Raw genomic sequence first — 14,457 nt, forward strand, 5'->3', positions numbered from 1 at the left:
TATTTTTTACAAAGGGTCCGCCAGGGCCCTTTTTCTTTTTGCTATTTATAGTTTTGCTATTTATAGTTTTGCTATTTATAGTTTTTCTTTTATTTTCGATTTTTTGTTTTTGATCTTGATTGCGCAATTTTTGATCTTCGGAAACCGTTAGTTAGACCAGATTGAATGTAGTAAAAGAGGTAACAGATGAAAAAAGTGGGATTAGCCTTTTTGGCAATTTACTTATTTTTAGCGGCAGCCTTCTTGGTAGAAGTCAAGCCTGCTAAGACTGAAGCGAAGACCTACCGCGTGGGCGTTTTAACCCTGATGCGGCACCCGGCCCTAGACCAAATCTATAAGGGCTATAAAGATGAACTGAGAAAGTCAGGGATGAAAATCAAGATCGACTTTTTAAACGCCAACAATGACCAAAGCAATTTAAAGACCATGAGCGAAAAATTGGTCAACAGCTCAGACCAGGTCCTGTTTGGCATCACCACTCCGTCCAGTCAAGCGTTGGCTAACGCCACCAAGACCAAGCCGATCGTCTTAGGGGCCGTTACCGACCCGGAGGGGGCTGGCTTAGTCAAAAGCGCTGCTCATCCTGGCAAAAATATCACCGGGGTTTCTGACCAAGCGCCTATCAAGCAGCAATTAAAATTGGTCAAGCGCTTTGTACCGAAGCTGAAAAAGCTGGGCATCATTTACACGTCAAGCGACAGCTCAGCGGTGGCCGGCTACAAGCAGATCGTCAAGGACTGCCAGCAAATGGGGATCAGCTATCAGGCTTATTCCATTTCTAACAGCAACGACTTAAACCAGGTGTCTCAGCAGATGCTGACCAAAGTGGATGCCGTGATCGTGCCAACTGACAACACCATCGCCGGCGCCATGCGGACCCTGGTCAAAAATGCCAATGCTGACAAAAAGCCAGTCTTTCCAGCAGCCGGCAGCATGGTTAAAGATGGCGGCGTGGCCACTTACGGGGTTGACCAGTATGAACTGGGCCAAATTGGGGCCAAGATGACCATCCAAATCTTAAAGGGGAAAAAGCCGGGCAACCTGGCCATCCGCTACGTGACCCACGGCACGCCATACTTGAATTTGCAAGAAGCCAAGAAATTAGGCTTAAAGGTTCCAGCCAGCTTTTTGGCTGAAGCCAAGAAGAAGGGAGAAATCTACAAATGAACTTAATCGTCTCAGCAATTGGTCAGGGCTTCTTATGGGGCATTTTAGGCCTAGCCCTTTACATCAGCTTCCGGATCATGAACACGACCGACATGACGGTGGAGGGAACCTTCCCGCTGGGGGCGGCCATTGCCGTCAGCTTGATCGTCAAGGGGGTTAACCCCTTGCTAGCCAGCCTGGCAGCCTTTTTGGGGGGTGCTTTAGCCGGATTAGTTACGTCATTTTTAATCACCAAGGGCAAGATTCCCAGCCTTTTAGCCGGGATTTTGACCATGACCGGCCTTTACTCGGTCAACTTGATGATCCTGGGCAAGTCCAACGTGTCCTTGCTAGGCCAGAAGACGATTTTTTCGGCAAAAATCTTCCGCTCCTTGCCCCAGTATTTTGACAGCGTCGTTTTAGGCACCATCATCATGGTGGTCGTGACGGCAATTGTGATTTACTTCTTGCTGACCGACTTTGGCCAAGCCTTTATCGCCAATGGCGACAATCCCCAAATGGCCAAGGCGATGGGGATTAAGCCGGGCGCCATGACGGCAACTGGGCTGATGCTGTCTAACGGCCTCGTGGCCCTGTGCGGGGCAGTCGTTGCCCAAAATAATGGCTACGCTGACATCAGCATGGGGACAGGCACCATCGTCATTGCCTTGGCTTCCATTATTATCAGTGAAGTCCTCTTTAGAAGCCTGGATTTGGCTAGCCGGCTTTTTGCAGTTACCCTAGGCTCCATTATTTATCGCCTGCTCTTGCTAGCCGTTTTGCAAATCGGCCTGTCCTCAGACAACTTGAACCTGATTTCTGCCATCGTCTTGGCCATCTGCATGATGCTGCCGCAGGTAGAAGGCAAGCTGCACTTGAAGAAAACTGTTGTCAGAAGCTTAAAGGAAGCGTAGGGTGAGAAAAATGACCAATAAGGAAAGTCTTTTAGAGTTAAAAAACGTAGAAACTATAGTTAACAAAGGCACTGCTGATGAGCGGAAAATTTTGCGGCAGATCAACTTGGAAATTAAAGATGGCGACTTCATTTGCCTGCTTGGCGGCAATGGGGCCGGGAAAAGTACCTTATTAAACGTCTTAGCTGGCCAAATCAAGCCCAGTCAGGGGGAGATTTTTTACCAAGGAAAAAATATTGTCCAGGAAAGCGAAGTCAAAAGAAGCCGCTACATCTCTCGGGTTTTCCAGGATCCCAAGCTGGGGACGGCGCCGCGGATGACCGTGGCTGAGAACCTGCTCTTAGCCGCCAAAAGAGGGGAGAGGAGATCCTTTCGCCTCCGCCGGCTGAAAGATCATGAAGCAGAATTCAAAAAAGAACTTGCCAAGGTAAATCCGGACCTGCCAGAAAAAATGCATTTTGCGGTCGACCAATTGTCTGGCGGGCAAAGACAAGCCTTAAGCTTTTTAATGGCAACGTATAAAAAGCCGGAGCTCTTGCTCTTAGATGAGCATACGGCAGCCCTTGACCCCAAGTCGAGCAAAAAGTTAATGGCAGCAACCAATGAGCGGATTCAAAATCAGCACTTAACGGCCGTGATGATTACCCACCGGATGGAAGATGCCTTGAAATACGGCAACCGGCTGATCGTGTTAGACCATGGCCAGGTAGTCAGGGACTACCAAGGCGCCGCTAAAGATGCCTTGACCTTGCAGGATTTAGCCGCTTTCTTTGACTAAATGGCTGTTAGAAAAAAATAAATAGAAAAACAAAAAAACTACTGCGAATGCAGTAGCTTTTCTCATGATGGACCCCCTGGGAGTCGAACCCAGATTTCAAGAACCGGAATCTCGCGTGCGATCCATTACACTAAGGGTCCCAATCACAGTTATTAATTATAGCAGAGTTCAGAAAAATGGGAAGAGTAAAAAGGCAAAAAAGTGTAAAAAAGACTCGAAATGTTTTAAAAAAGTCAAAAAAATGCAAAGGTTAGTTAAATCCTTCCCAATCTCAAATAAAAAACTTGCATACTTTGGCAATTCTGCTATACTAAAAGTGTCGAGAGAGAAATGGAGATTAAGCGAAGTCTTGTTTCTCTTATATTTTTAAGCAACGTGGGACAGCAAACGACCACAGCATGGTCGATAGGCGTCCCACTAGAAGGATGGTTACTTTGAACACGGACTTTTCCCTGCTCGAGCTGCTTGTTCCTGATGCTTTAAAGATCTTTCGGCAAAGATATCTCATCCTGGAGCAAATTGGTCTGCATGGGCCGGTTGGCCGGCGGATGGTGGCTAAGCAGCTTGGCTTGAGTGAGCGGACGACGCGCACTGAGACCGACTACTTGCGTGACCATGGCTTGATCGAAATCAAGAATTTCGGCATGTTCTTAACCGAAAAGGGTGAGAGTGTTGTAAAAGACGCAGCACCAATTGTTGATCGACTTTTTAATGCGAGCCAGGCAGAAGTTAAGCTGGCTCAGGTCTTAGGAATCGATCGAACGATTATCGTAGCGGGCGACGCAGATTTGCAAAGCCGGGTTTATGACCTGGCCGGCGAAGAGCTGAATTCAGCCTTGAATCTGCTCTTGCCATTAGCTGATTGCATTGTCACCGTCATGGGCGGCAAGACGATCGCTAGATTAGCAAAGAAGCTTAGTCCGAGCTTGAGTGAAAACCGGACCTTGCGCTTTGTCCCCGGTAGAGGGGCCTTGGGTGGCCGGGTAAACACGGAAAGCAATGCCGTTGTCCAGGAAATGGCCCGGGCAACTGGCGGCAGCTACGAATCGCTTTTTTTACCGGAACACGTTTCTAAAGAAGCTTACCGCTCTTTGATTCGGGATCCGGAAATCAGCGGGGTTCTGCAAGATATTTCTCAAAGCGACGTGGTAATCCACGGCATCGGCTTAGCCGGTGAGATGGCTAGGCGCAGAGGCTATGATGCCGTTGACCTAGCAAGGCTGAGAGAAAATAAGGCCGTCACCGAATGTTTTGGATGTTTCTTCGATGAAGAAGGCAATGTTGTCGAACGCATCAGACAGGTTGGATTGCAGTTCGAGAACTTAACGAACGTCCCGCATATTATTTCGATTGCTCTTGGTCTGAGAAAGGCCAAAGCAATCAAGGCTTATATGCGCAACGCACCTCATCAGACCTGGTTAATTACGGATGAGGCTGCCGCAAATCAGATTTTAAACGGGAATTCCCGCTTAAAATAAAATGTTGTTTATAGTTCTTAAGGAGGACTTTTCGAATATGACAGTTAAGATTGGTATTAACGGTTTTGGCCGTATTGGTCGTTTGGCATTCCGTCGTATCATGGACTTGGGTGAAGAAACCAAGGACATCGAAGTTGTTGCTATCAACGACTTGACTACTCCAGCTATGTTGGCTCACCTGTTGAAGTATGACTCAACTCACGGCACTTTCGACCACGAAGTTTCAGCTACTGAAGACTCACTGGTTGTAGACGGCAAGAAGTACCGCGTATACGCTGAACCACAAGCTCAAAACATTCCTTGGGTTAAGAACGACGGCGTTGACTTCGTTCTTGAATGTACTGGTTTCTACACTAGCAAGGCTAAGTCACAAGCTCACCTTGACGCTGGTGCAAAGCGTGTCTTGATCTCAGCTCCAGCCGGCAACGACTTGAAGACTATCGTTTACTCAGTAAACCAAGACACTTTGACTGCTGACGACAAGATCGTTTCAGCTGGTTCATGCACTACCAACTCACTTGCTCCAATGGCTAACGCTTTGAACAAGGAATTTGGTATCGAAGTTGGTACTATGACTACTATCCACGCTTACACTGCTACTCAAAAGGTATTGGATGGTCCTGACAGAGGCAACAACTTCCGCAACGCTCGTGCAGCTGCTGAAAACATCATTCCTCACTCAACTGGTGCTGCTAAGGCTATCGGCCTTGTATTGCCAGAATTGAACGGTAAGCTTGACGGCCACGCACAACGTGTTCCAGTTAAGGACGGTTCAGAAACTGAACTTGTAACTATCTTGGACAAGAAGGTAACTGCTGAAGAAGTTAACGCAGCTATGAAGAAGTACGAAAGCCCATCATTTGCTTACAACGCAGACCAAATCGTTTCTACTGACGTATTGGGCATGACTGCTGGTTCAATCTTCGACCCAACTCAAACCCAAGTTATCACTGCAGGCGACAAGCAACTTGTTAAGACTGTTGCTTGGTACGACAACGAATACTCATTCACTTGCCAAATGGTTCGTACTTTGTTGCACTTTGCTACTCTTTAATTTAAAGTTCTCTAAATTTAATTAGTAGTATGAAAGAAGGCGGAGGGAAATATCTTCCTTCCGCCTTTTTTCGATGAAGAAATCGAGGAGATTATTTCAATGGCTAAATTGATTGTTTCTGACGTAGACGTTAAGGACAAGAAGGTTTTGGTTCGCGTTGACTTCAACGTGCCAATCAAGGATGGCGTGATCGGCGACGACAACCGTATCGTTGCTGCTTTGCCAACTATCAAGTACATCATCGAACACGGCGGCAAGGCTATCTTGCTTTCACACCTTGGCCGGGTTAAGTCTGAAGAAGACAAGAAGGGCTTGAGCTTGGCTCCAGTTGCTAAGCGTCTTGGCGAATTACTTGAAAAGCCTGTAACTTTCGTACCTTCAAACGAAGGCAAGGAAGTTGAAGATGCGATCAACAACATGAAGGACGGCGACGTTGTTGTCCTTGAAAACACTCGTTTCCAAGACGTTGGCAACGACTTCGGCAAGCGTGAATCCAAGAACGACCCAACTTTGGGCGAATACTGGGCTTCACTTGGCGACGTCTTTGTAAACGACGCCTTTGGTACTGCTCACAGAAGCCATGCTTCAAACGTTGGTATCGCTACTGCCATGAAGGCTGCTGGCAAGCCTGCAGCTGCTGGTTTCTTGCTTGAAAAGGAAATCAAGTTCTTGGGCGAAGCTGTTGCTAACCCAGTTCACCCATTCGTAACTATCTTGGGCGGTGCTAAGGTTTCTGACAAGATCGGCGTTATCACCAACTTGATTCCTAAGGCTGACCACATCATCATCGGTGGTGGTATGGCTTACACCTTCCTTAAGGCTCAAGGCCACAAGATCGGTAAGTCCCTTGTTGAAGAAGACAAGGTTGAATTTGCCAAGGAACTTCTTGAAAAGGCTGGCGACAAGCTGGTATTGCCAGTTGACACTGTTGCTGCAACTGAATTCAAGAACGACGCTCCTTCAGAAGTTGTTGGCCAAGACATTCCTGACAACGAAATGGGCTTGGACATCGGTCCTAAGTCAGTAGAACTCTTCAAGAAGACTCTTGAAGGTGCTAAGACTGTTGTTTGGAACGGGCCAATGGGCGTGTTCGAAATGCCTAACTTCGCCAAGGGTACCTTGGAAGTAGGTCGTGCTTTGGCAGACCTGAAGGACGCAACTACGATCGTTGGTGGTGGTGACTCAACTGCTGCTGCAAAGCAATTGGGCATCGCTCCTAAGTTGACTCACATCTCAACTGGTGGTGGCGCTTCTCTTGAATACCTTGAAGGTAAGGAATTGCCAGGTATCGCCTGCGTTTCAGACAAGTAATTAGGAGGATTTAGTTAAATGTCACGTACCCCAATTATTGCTGGTAACTGGAAGTTGAACATGAACCCAAAGGAAACTGTTGAGTTCGTAAACGCTGTTAAGGACCAATTGCCAGACTCATCAAAGGTTGAATCACTTATTTGTGCCCCAGCTGTTGACCTTGACGCTTTGCTCAAGGCTGCTGAAGGCTCAAACCTGCACGTTGGTGCAGAAAACTGCTACTGGGAAAACTCCGGTGCCTTCACTGGTGAAAACTCTCCAGCAGTTTTGAAGGAAATGGGCGTTCAATACGTAATCATCGGTCACTCAGAACGTCGTGGCTACTTCCACGAAACTGATGAAGACATCAACAAGAAGGCAAAGGCAATCTTTGCTAACGGCATGACTCCAATTCTTTGCTGCGGTGAATCACTGGAAACCCGTGAAGCCGGCAAGGAAAACGAATGGGTTGTCAGCCAAATCAAGGCTGGTCTTGAAGGCTTGACTAGTGAACAAGTTTCCAAGCTGGTGATTGCCTACGAACCAATCTGGGCAATCGGTACTGGCAAGACTGCTTCAAGTGACCAAGCTGAAGAAATGTGCAAGACTATCCGTGAAACTGTTAAGGACTTGTACAACGAAGAAACTGCTGAAAACGTACGTATCCAATACGGTGGCTCAGTAAAGCCAGCCAACGTTAAGGAACTGATGGCTAAGCCAGACATCGACGGTGGCTTGGTTGGTGGTGCTTCACTTAAGCCAGACTCATACTTGGCATTGGTTAACTACCAAGACTAATTTTTAACTGTCATATCAAAAAGGCTCTCCCTCAATGGGAGGCCTTTTTCTGTTGCCTAAAAAATTGGTGAGAAAAAACTAAAAAAGTTTGCCCAAAACAGTTGACACCGCTTACAAAGGCGGTATGATTAAGGTGTAAAGAAAAAGTGTTAAAAGATTCAAGTAATCGAGTATTTTAGGAGGACACTCCACCAGAAGGATAAGTTTAACTTCGCAGAGCATGACTAGATTAGGCTCGGGAAAGGACTGAGACCACCATAAAATGCAAGAGACAAGTCAATGGTAACCCCTTACTGAAGTAAGGGGCTTGAAGCGCAAGCTTCAGGCCTCTTATCTTTAGTAGGGAAGCTGGAGAAATTTGGCTTTCATTGTCTAGACTAAGCTATCCAGTCGGCTTCGGCTGACTGAATAGAGAAACTACGTTATCCATGTCATCACACCCAAGGATGATGCCCAAGTCTTTGGCTCTGTGGCAGCTCTGTAAACAGTCATGAGGTTAACGTGACAGTCAACTGCGTTTGTCATGGCTCTTCGGAATCATGGCAAACATTGTAATTCTCCGGAATTATGGCAAGCATGGATAACATTGTCGATGGGCATCAACGCAAATCCAAATTGGTTCTCCTGATTTGGACGAGCGGCAGGAATCACTGTTTCCTGCATTACGGAAAAGGAGAAAAAACATGAAGCATGAAAATGCCAATCAGGTGTTTCTGCTCAACAGGGACGGCAAGCCGCTAATGCCATGTCGTCCAAGTCTGTACGAATTTAAGTAAGAAGGCAGGCAAGCCCTATTCCTCCCCCCATTGAAATAGGTGAGATCCCGGGCTTGCCTGCAGTTGAAAATCATTGAAGATCGAAGAAGTTCCTAAAGGATAAGCGCGAGATGCGGATTAGCCTTTAGGAACTTTTTGTTTGTCCTGATAGTTTTAGCAGGTGCTAAAAGTTGGGCTTTCTGGTCATTTAGGGTAAGATGGAATTATTAGAATTTTCAGAAAGGAAGCAAAAATGATTCGCAAAGCACAAAAGAGCGACTATGAAGCAATTTATCCAATCTTAAACCAGATTTTTGACGAAATGGACATGGACACCATCAACCGCCTGCCAGAAAGCCAATTTTACGATTTAATGCGACTGGGTTTTATTTCCGAAAACTACCGCTATTCCTACAACCGGATCTGGGTGGACGTCGACCAAAATGACCGGGTTAGGGGCATGATCTGCATGTATCCCGACAAGGCCCAAGGCATTATCGACGTCGTTTTGAAAAAGTACATGGCCAGAGTCGGCCTGCCCTTGACCACTGATATTTTTACCGATAAAGAAGCTGAAAAGGGCGAATGGTACATCGATGCCTTGGCCGTGGCGCCGCGTGACTGGGGCAAGGGAATTGCCAGCCGCTTGATGGAAATTGCGCCTAAGCTTGCCAAAAAGCACGGCTACAAGAAGGTCAGCTTGAACGTAGACAAAGAAAACCCTCGCGCACAAAGATTGTATGTGCACAAGGGTTTTGTCACGACTAATTCTATGACTATCGGCGATCGCGTTTACGACCACATGGTAAAAGCAGTCTAAAAAAGCTGGTATTGCCGGCGGTCCGTCTCCGGTTCATCAGGGGCGGAAAATCCGGCAGCTTCAAGGGCGTCACGTGCCACTGGGTGAAGAGGACCGCGATTAAGAGAATAAAAGGGATATCTTCTTCCCGGTCAATCTGGCAGGTTAGGGTGACGCCTTTGTCGGCAACCGTCGTTTTCACGCTGGCCACCTTTTTGACGCCGCTTCGAAATGCATAGCTGCCTTGCTTGATGGAGCCGTTGACCCAATAGTTGAGCCGGGTAATGTACAAGAGGTTGACCTGGTGGCTGTTGACCTTTTCAACATGGACCAAGGAGTGGTGGATCACGTCGATGGTATAAGAGTTGATCAGGCCGGTTCCATCACTGAACAAGCGGCCAATTTCCGCACCTGTCGTATCAATGAGATAGAGGGTGTGGTTGGGGTTGTCAAGATTGCCGCGAATGGCGCCAAAAGGCTGCCCCTGTTCATCGGTGATGGGAATTTGGCCGCTTTGTCGCTCTTGGCTGAGGTAGAGGGTAAAAAGCATTATGCTCCTGCTTGCTCTTTGGCATTATCGGCGATAATCTTGTTGATCGCCCAGGCAACCCCATCCTCATTGTTGGTCTTGGTCACAAAGCTGGCCACCTTCTTGATTTGCGGTACGCCATTACCCATAGCGATGCCGGTACCGGCAGCCACGATCATGCTCTCATCGTTTAAGTTGTCGCCAATAGCAGCGACTTCTTCAGGCTTCAAGCCCTTGGCAGCCGCGTAGTCCATCAAAGACTGCCCCTTTTGGGCGCTCTTGGCATTGATTTCAATGTTGTCGGCAGCGCTAGAGGTAATGGACAAGTCAGCGATATCGTTGATTTCCTTGATGACATCGGTGAAGGCCCATTGCCCCCGGGAGTCAAAGACCAGGATCTTCATCACTTCGACGCCTGGTTCAGCCAGCAGGTCTTCATAGCTTGGGACTTGCTGGATAGAAACGATGGCTGGCTTGCTGGCAGAAACCAGAACAGCCTCTTTAAAGGTCAGCTGCGGATTCAATTCCACCATCAGGTGAGCAACGTTGGTAATCCGCTTGCTGAGGTCGTCAGAGTAGACATGGTCGCCGGTGACCACTTCAAAGTAGAAGTTTTCTTTTTTGAGCAAGCGGCAGATCTTCTTAGCAACGTCTAAGTCAATCGGATTTTTCACGATCAAGTTGCCTTCCGTGTCAAAAACCAGACCGCCATTTAAGTTAATAAAGCCGCATTGAATGCCATATTCTTGAATCATTGGCTGAGATTCGTGGGGTGCTCGGCCACTGGCCACCATGAATTCAATGCCGTTTTCTTGTGCGCGTTTGATTGCTTGAACATTAGCAGGAGAGACCTCCATTGAGGAGTTCAAAAGCGTCCCATCCAAATCGCAAGCAATAAGTTTAATCATCAGGTTTTCCTCCTTATATGTTATCGATTTCATCATAACATAAAGCGGGAAAATGGTTGCGAAAAAGACGCAAAATTTAAGAAAAAAGATGTGTGATTTTCTTCACTAAGTTCTTTAATTGCTGAGATAAGAATGGTAAGATAAATAAAGGTGAGAAACAGATGAAACATTTTATCGGAAATGATTGGGACGAGGTCTTGGCACCAGTCTTTGCAAGTGAGGAATATCACACACTGCATGAATTTTTGAAGACCGAGTATCAGACGAAGCAGATTTTTCCCGACATGTACCATATTTTTACAGCCTTTAAATTGACGCCTTTTAAAGATACTAAAGTCGTCATTTTGGGCCAAGACCCCTACCACAATCCGGGTCAGGCTACTGGCATGAGCTTTGCTGTCATGCCGGGAATTCCCTTGCCGCCATCACTAAAGAACATCTATAAGGAGCTCTACGATGATGTGGGCGCTCAGCCCGTCAACCATGGCTATTTGAAGAAGTGGGCCGACCAAGGAGTGCTCCTCTTAAATGCCGTTTTGACCGTTCCTTATGGCCAAGCCAATGGCCACCAGGGCAAGGGCTGGGAGCAGGTAACGGATGCTGCCATTAAAGCTTTGAGTGAGCGCGGACAAGTGGTCTTCATCTTGTGGGGGCGCTTTGCCCAAAACAAGATTCCGCTAATTGATGAGACCAAGAACGTCATCATTAAATCGGCTCACCCGAGTCCATTTTCAGCAAACCGCGGCTTTTTCGGGTCCCGGCCATTTTCCAGATGCAATCAAGCTTTGATCAATTTTGGCAAGAGACCGATCGATTGGCAATTGCCAGCTGATCCGGAAGTCGAATAAAAAGTAAAAAGCTAAAAATTTAAAAGATCTAAAACAAGAAGAAAATCGAGGAGAATTTTGATGGAAGTATTTGAACAGTTGAAGCAGCTAATCAAGTCTAAGGACAAGCAACGGATCGTTTTCCCTGAAGGCGATGACGTGCGGATTTTAACCGCCGTCAGCCAGCTGAAAAAAGACGATCTGCTTGAACCGATCGTGTTAGGCAAGGAGGACCAGGTTTTGGCCTTGGCTAAGGAAAACGGCTTAGACTTAAGCGGCGTGACGATCATTGATCCAGTATCCAGTCCCGACTTTGAGGAAATGTGCCAAAAGTTCCATGAGCGCATGCAAGGCGGCAAGCACTTCCAAACCATGGAAGAAGCCGAAAAGGCCATGCACGATGCCAACTTCTACGGCACCATGCTGGTTTATACCGGCAAGGCTGACGGGATGGTGTCTGGGGCGGCCCACTCAACCGCCGACACGGTGCGCCCAGCCCTCTTTATCTTGAAGACCAAGCCGGGGATGCACCGGATTTCTGGTTCTTTCATCATGGAAAGAGGAGAAGAGAAGTATGTCTTTGCTGACTGCGCGATCTCCATTGACCCAACAGCTGACCAACTGGCAGAATTTGCTGCTCAATCGGCAGCAACGGCCAAGATGATCGGGATTGACCCTAAGATTGCCTTTTTGAGCTTCTCCACCCATGGCTCAGCCAAAGGACCGCAAGTGGACAAGGTCAGCGAAGCTGCTAAGCTCTTTAAGGACCAGCACCCAGAAATTCCAGCTGATGGGGAATTGCAGTTTGACGCTGCCTTTGTCCCAGCTGTTGCCAAGTTGAAGGCGCCAGATTCAGAAGTTGCCGGTCATGCCAATGTTTTTGTTTTCCCAGAACTGCAATCCGGGAACATTTCCTACAAGATTGCCCAGCGTCTGGGCGGCTTTACCGCCATTGGCCCAGTTTTGCAAGGCGTGGCCAAGCCAGTTAACGACCTCTCTCGCGGCTGCAGCGCTGACGATGTCTACAAGATCGGCATTTTGACCGCTGCCCAAGCCGTAAGTGAAGATTAGCAGAATTTGATAAGCATAGATGGGAAAAGTATGACTGAAATTGCAATCAACTCCGCTGAGCAAATGCAAAAACTCGGCCAAGCTTTGGCTAAAAGTGCCAAGCCTCATGACCTCTTGCTGCTAAAAGGGGACCTGGGAGCCGGCAAGACAACCATGACCCAAGGTTTTGGCCGCGAACTGGGCATTAGACGGCCCGTCAAGAGTCCGACCTTCACCTTGGTTAGAGAATACCGGGAAGGGAAGATGCCTCTCTTCCACATGGACTTTTACCGGCTGGAAGGCGATGACCTGGCCTCAATCGATTTGAACGAATATCTGGCTGAAGACGGCGTCGTCATCATCGAATGGCCGCAAGTGATCAGCGCCGACCTGCCGGATGAATATTTGTCCTTGATCTTGAAGCGGGTTGACGATTCCTGGGATTCCACCAAGCGGGTCGTCACCCTGGATCCGCACGGCAGCCGGGCTAGCCAGTGGGCCGAAGATGCTCTGAAAATTTATCAAGAAACTAAATAAAATATAAAAGATCCTCTAGTGTTTTCCTAGAGGATCTTTTTTTAGACATGGTAGACAAACTTTTTCAAAAGATCGTCGCCGTGTCTTTCTTCTTCTTTGAGCAAGATGCCGGCGCAGGCCTCGCTGTCGCTTAAAGCATTGTGGTGGTGCCAGAGCTGGACGTCGAGTAGGTCAGACACGGTGTCCAGCTGGTAGTTGGCTAAACCTGGCTCCAGCTTCTTGGAGACGGCTAGGGTGTCGATAGCCAGGTAGTGGGGCTCAGGGATGCCGTAGCGGGCTAGGGACTGCTTCATGACGTTGACGTCAAAGCGGGCATTATGGGCGGTAACCAGCATCCCTGGCTGAAAGAGCCCCTTGATCTTGGGCCAGACTTCCGCCATGGTGGGAGCAGCTGCCACGTCTTCTGCCGTAATGTCATGAACCTTGACCTGCCGGGCATCAAAGGCCATCTGCGGATTGATGACCGTATAAAAACGATCAATAATCTTGCTGTCTCTGACCAAGACCAGGGCCAGGGAACAAGCGCTGGCCGGATGCTGATTGGCCGTTTCAAAATCCATTGCGACAAAATTCATCATGCTTTTTTACCCTTTCCTTCGTCTGAAGCAATTTTACACGTTATTTGTAGTATAACACAGCTTGAATGCGGTAAAATAACAAAGGAAGAATTACGAGGAGGCAAATTAATTTGAAGTTACAAGAATTAAAGGCTCAAGGCATTGATATTCAAGAACATATTCCTTTGAGCCGGTACACTTTTACCAAAACCGGTGGCAAGGCCCAGTACCTCGCCTTTCCTAAGAACGTGCTCGAGCTTGAGGAATTGGTAAAGGCAGTTAAAGAAGAGCAGCTGCCCTTGACGGTGATTGGCAATGCCTCAAATCTGATTATCCGCGACAAGGGGATCAAGGGTCTGGTCGTGATCTTAACGGAAATGAACGAGATCAAGGTCGACGGTGACAAGGTGGAAGCCCAAGCCGGGGCCAAGATCATTGATACTTCTTTTGCAGCCGGCAACAGCGGCTTGTCTGGCCTGGAATTTGCGGCCGGCATCCCCGGCTCAGTCGGCGGAGCTGTCTTTATGAACGCGGGTGCTTACGGCGGAGAAACCCAAGACTGCCTGGAAAGCGCCACGGTTTTAACCAGAGAGGGCGCAATCAAGACCTATTCTAATGCTGACTTAAAGTTCAGCTACCGCCATTCCTTGGTGCAAGAAACGGGTGATATCGTGATCAAGGCCACTTTTGCCTTGAAAAAGGGCGATAAAGCCGAGATCTTGGACCAGATGAACTACCTGAACGCTCTGAGAAAGTACAAGCAGCCTCTAGAGTACCCATCCTGCGGCAGCGTCTTTAAGCGGCCAACTGGCCACTTTGTGGGTCCGATGATCATTGAAGCGGGTCTGCAAGGCAAGCAAATTGGCGGGGCGCAGGTGTCCACGAAGCACGCCGGCTTTATCGTGAACAAGGGCAGCGCGACGGCAACTGACTACCTCAACTTGATCCACTACATCCAAAAGACGATTAAAGAAAAAGATGGCATTAGTCTAGAAACTGAGGTCCGCATTATTGGCGAAGAATAAGTAATTTTTAAA

At 47.9% G+C, this 14,457-nt stretch carries 15 protein-coding genes and 1 tRNA gene; 12 read left to right on the forward strand and 4 right to left on the reverse strand.

The window, feature by feature from the left end; all coding sequences use genetic code 11:
• Positions 1-186 precede the first annotated feature (186 nt).
• From trpX to ACI4WN_RS01225, 3 genes are read left to right on the forward strand one after another with little or no spacing between them, the layout of a single operon-like run.
• Positions 187-1,167: a tryptophan ABC transporter substrate-binding protein gene (trpX, locus tag ACI4WN_RS01215; RefSeq protein ID WP_439776620.1), complete on the forward strand. Its 981-nt coding sequence runs from the start codon at positions 187-189 to the stop codon at positions 1,165-1,167.
• Complete coding sequence (locus tag ACI4WN_RS01220; protein WP_439776621.1) at positions 1,164-2,060, forward strand: ABC transporter permease; 897 nt, start codon at positions 1,164-1,166, stop codon at positions 2,058-2,060. Before trpX ends, ACI4WN_RS01220 begins: the two co-directional genes overlap by 4 nt.
• Positions 2,061-2,070: 10 nt before the next feature.
• Positions 2,071-2,838 carry an ABC transporter ATP-binding protein gene (locus ACI4WN_RS01225; RefSeq protein ID WP_439776622.1) on the forward strand — a complete coding sequence of 256 codons (768 nt, stop codon included), beginning with the start codon at positions 2,071-2,073 and terminating at the stop codon, positions 2,836-2,838.
• Between the two features lie 68 nt (positions 2,839-2,906).
• Here the strand turns inward: ACI4WN_RS01225 and ACI4WN_RS01230 are convergent.
• Positions 2,907-2,978, reverse strand: a tRNA-Arg gene (locus ACI4WN_RS01230).
• A 294-nt stretch (positions 2,979-3,272) separates the two neighbouring features.
• Here ACI4WN_RS01230 and ACI4WN_RS01235 point away from each other — a divergent pair.
• The 5 genes from ACI4WN_RS01235 to ACI4WN_RS01255 all read left to right on the forward strand — a co-directional run bounded on the left by ACI4WN_RS01235 (position 3,273) and on the right by ACI4WN_RS01255 (position 9,033).
• Positions 3,273-4,316: a sugar-binding domain-containing protein gene (locus ACI4WN_RS01235; RefSeq protein WP_439776623.1), complete on the forward strand. Its 1,044-nt coding sequence runs from the start codon at positions 3,273-3,275 to the stop codon at positions 4,314-4,316.
• Positions 4,317-4,353: 37 nt separating this feature from the next.
• Positions 4,354-5,370, forward strand: coding sequence for a type I glyceraldehyde-3-phosphate dehydrogenase (gene gap / locus ACI4WN_RS01240; RefSeq protein ID WP_008461720.1), 1,017 nt, complete (start codon positions 4,354-4,356; stop codon positions 5,368-5,370).
• A gap of 99 nt (positions 5,371-5,469) precedes the next feature.
• Entirely contained in the window at positions 5,470-6,681 is a 1,212-nt protein-coding gene (locus tag ACI4WN_RS01245) for a phosphoglycerate kinase (RefSeq protein WP_439776624.1), read from the forward strand.
• Positions 6,682-6,699: 18 nt separating this feature from the next.
• Positions 6,700-7,458, forward strand: a complete 759-nt coding sequence (tpiA, locus tag ACI4WN_RS01250) for a triose-phosphate isomerase (protein ID WP_008461724.1) — start codon at positions 6,700-6,702, stop codon at positions 7,456-7,458.
• Between the two features lie 1,008 nt (positions 7,459-8,466).
• A complete protein-coding gene (locus ACI4WN_RS01255) occupies positions 8,467-9,033 on the forward strand; it encodes a GNAT family N-acetyltransferase (RefSeq protein WP_279189273.1) in 567 nt (188 codons plus the stop codon).
• On the opposite strand, the gene ACI4WN_RS01260 is transcribed toward ACI4WN_RS01255, so the two are convergent.
• Both ACI4WN_RS01260 and ACI4WN_RS01265 read right to left on the reverse strand, forming a co-directional pair.
• The gene (locus ACI4WN_RS01260; protein WP_439776625.1) at positions 8,990-9,562 is read right to left on the reverse strand and encodes a hypothetical protein; all 573 of its coding nucleotides are present in this window, start codon (positions 9,560-9,562) and stop codon (positions 8,990-8,992) included. The genes ACI4WN_RS01255 and ACI4WN_RS01260 overlap by 44 nt on opposite strands.
• Positions 9,562-10,449, reverse strand: a complete 888-nt coding sequence (locus tag ACI4WN_RS01265) for a Cof-type HAD-IIB family hydrolase (protein ID WP_439776626.1) — start codon at positions 10,447-10,449, stop codon at positions 9,562-9,564. Before ACI4WN_RS01265 ends, ACI4WN_RS01260 begins: the two co-directional genes overlap by 1 nt.
• Positions 10,450-10,610: 161 nt before the next feature.
• Between ACI4WN_RS01265 and ACI4WN_RS01270 the strand changes: the two genes are divergently transcribed.
• The 3 genes from ACI4WN_RS01270 to tsaE are packed head-to-tail and all read left to right on the forward strand — an operon-like array spanning position 10,611 to position 12,863.
• The gene (locus ACI4WN_RS01270) at positions 10,611-11,297 is read left to right on the forward strand and encodes a uracil-DNA glycosylase (RefSeq protein ID WP_439776627.1); all 687 of its coding nucleotides are present in this window, start codon (positions 10,611-10,613) and stop codon (positions 11,295-11,297) included.
• 60 nt (positions 11,298-11,357) lie between these two features.
• On the forward strand, positions 11,358-12,347 hold the full coding sequence (pta, locus tag ACI4WN_RS01275; protein WP_439776628.1) for a phosphate acetyltransferase: 990 nt from the start codon (positions 11,358-11,360) through the stop codon (positions 12,345-12,347).
• A gap of 30 nt (positions 12,348-12,377) precedes the next feature.
• On the forward strand, positions 12,378-12,863 hold the full coding sequence (gene tsaE / locus ACI4WN_RS01280; protein WP_439776629.1) for a tRNA (adenosine(37)-N6)-threonylcarbamoyltransferase complex ATPase subunit type 1 TsaE: 486 nt from the start codon (positions 12,378-12,380) through the stop codon (positions 12,861-12,863).
• A gap of 41 nt (positions 12,864-12,904) precedes the next feature.
• Here tsaE and ACI4WN_RS01285 read toward each other — a convergent pair whose 3' ends face one another.
• Positions 12,905-13,438, reverse strand: a complete 534-nt coding sequence (locus tag ACI4WN_RS01285; RefSeq protein WP_439776662.1) for a 3'-5' exonuclease — start codon at positions 13,436-13,438, stop codon at positions 12,905-12,907.
• 113 nt (positions 13,439-13,551) lie between these two features.
• On the opposite strand from ACI4WN_RS01285, the gene murB reads away from it, so the two are divergent.
• Positions 13,552-14,445, forward strand: a complete 894-nt coding sequence (gene murB / locus ACI4WN_RS01290) for a UDP-N-acetylmuramate dehydrogenase (RefSeq protein WP_439776630.1) — start codon at positions 13,552-13,554, stop codon at positions 14,443-14,445.
• Positions 14,446-14,457: the final 12 nt, after the last annotated feature.

The sequence above is a fragment of the Lactobacillus sp. genome, from assembly GCF_051893255.1.
Classification (GTDB): Bacteria; Bacillota; Bacilli; order Lactobacillales; family Lactobacillaceae; genus Lactobacillus.

Coding starts and splice junctions, on each gene's coding strand:
- pta (WP_439776628.1), top strand. CDS start 11,358: ATGGAAGTATTTGAACAGTTGAAGCAGCTAATCAAGTCTAAGGACAAG.
- tsaE (WP_439776629.1), top strand. CDS start 12,378: ATGACTGAAATTGCAATCAACTCCGCTGAGCAAATGCAAAAACTCGGC.
- ACI4WN_RS01260 (WP_439776625.1), bottom strand. CDS start 9,562: ATGCTTTTTACCCTCTACCTCAGCCAAGAGCGACAAAGCGGCCAAATT.
- ACI4WN_RS01270 (WP_439776627.1), top strand. CDS start 10,611: ATGAAACATTTTATCGGAAATGATTGGGACGAGGTCTTGGCACCAGTC.
- ACI4WN_RS01285 (WP_439776662.1), bottom strand. CDS start 13,438: ATGAATTTTGTCGCAATGGATTTTGAAACGGCCAATCAGCATCCGGCC.
- tpiA (WP_008461724.1), top strand. CDS start 6,700: ATGTCACGTACCCCAATTATTGCTGGTAACTGGAAGTTGAACATGAAC.
- gap (WP_008461720.1), top strand. CDS start 4,354: ATGACAGTTAAGATTGGTATTAACGGTTTTGGCCGTATTGGTCGTTTG.
- ACI4WN_RS01225 (WP_439776622.1), top strand. CDS start 2,071: ATGACCAATAAGGAAAGTCTTTTAGAGTTAAAAAACGTAGAAACTATA.
- trpX (WP_439776620.1), top strand. CDS start 187: ATGAAAAAAGTGGGATTAGCCTTTTTGGCAATTTACTTATTTTTAGCG.
- ACI4WN_RS01220 (WP_439776621.1), top strand. CDS start 1,164: ATGAACTTAATCGTCTCAGCAATTGGTCAGGGCTTCTTATGGGGCATT.
- ACI4WN_RS01265 (WP_439776626.1), bottom strand. CDS start 10,449: ATGATTAAACTTATTGCTTGCGATTTGGATGGGACGCTTTTGAACTCC.
- ACI4WN_RS01245 (WP_439776624.1), top strand. CDS start 5,470: ATGGCTAAATTGATTGTTTCTGACGTAGACGTTAAGGACAAGAAGGTT.
- ACI4WN_RS01255 (WP_279189273.1), top strand. CDS start 8,467: ATGATTCGCAAAGCACAAAAGAGCGACTATGAAGCAATTTATCCAATC.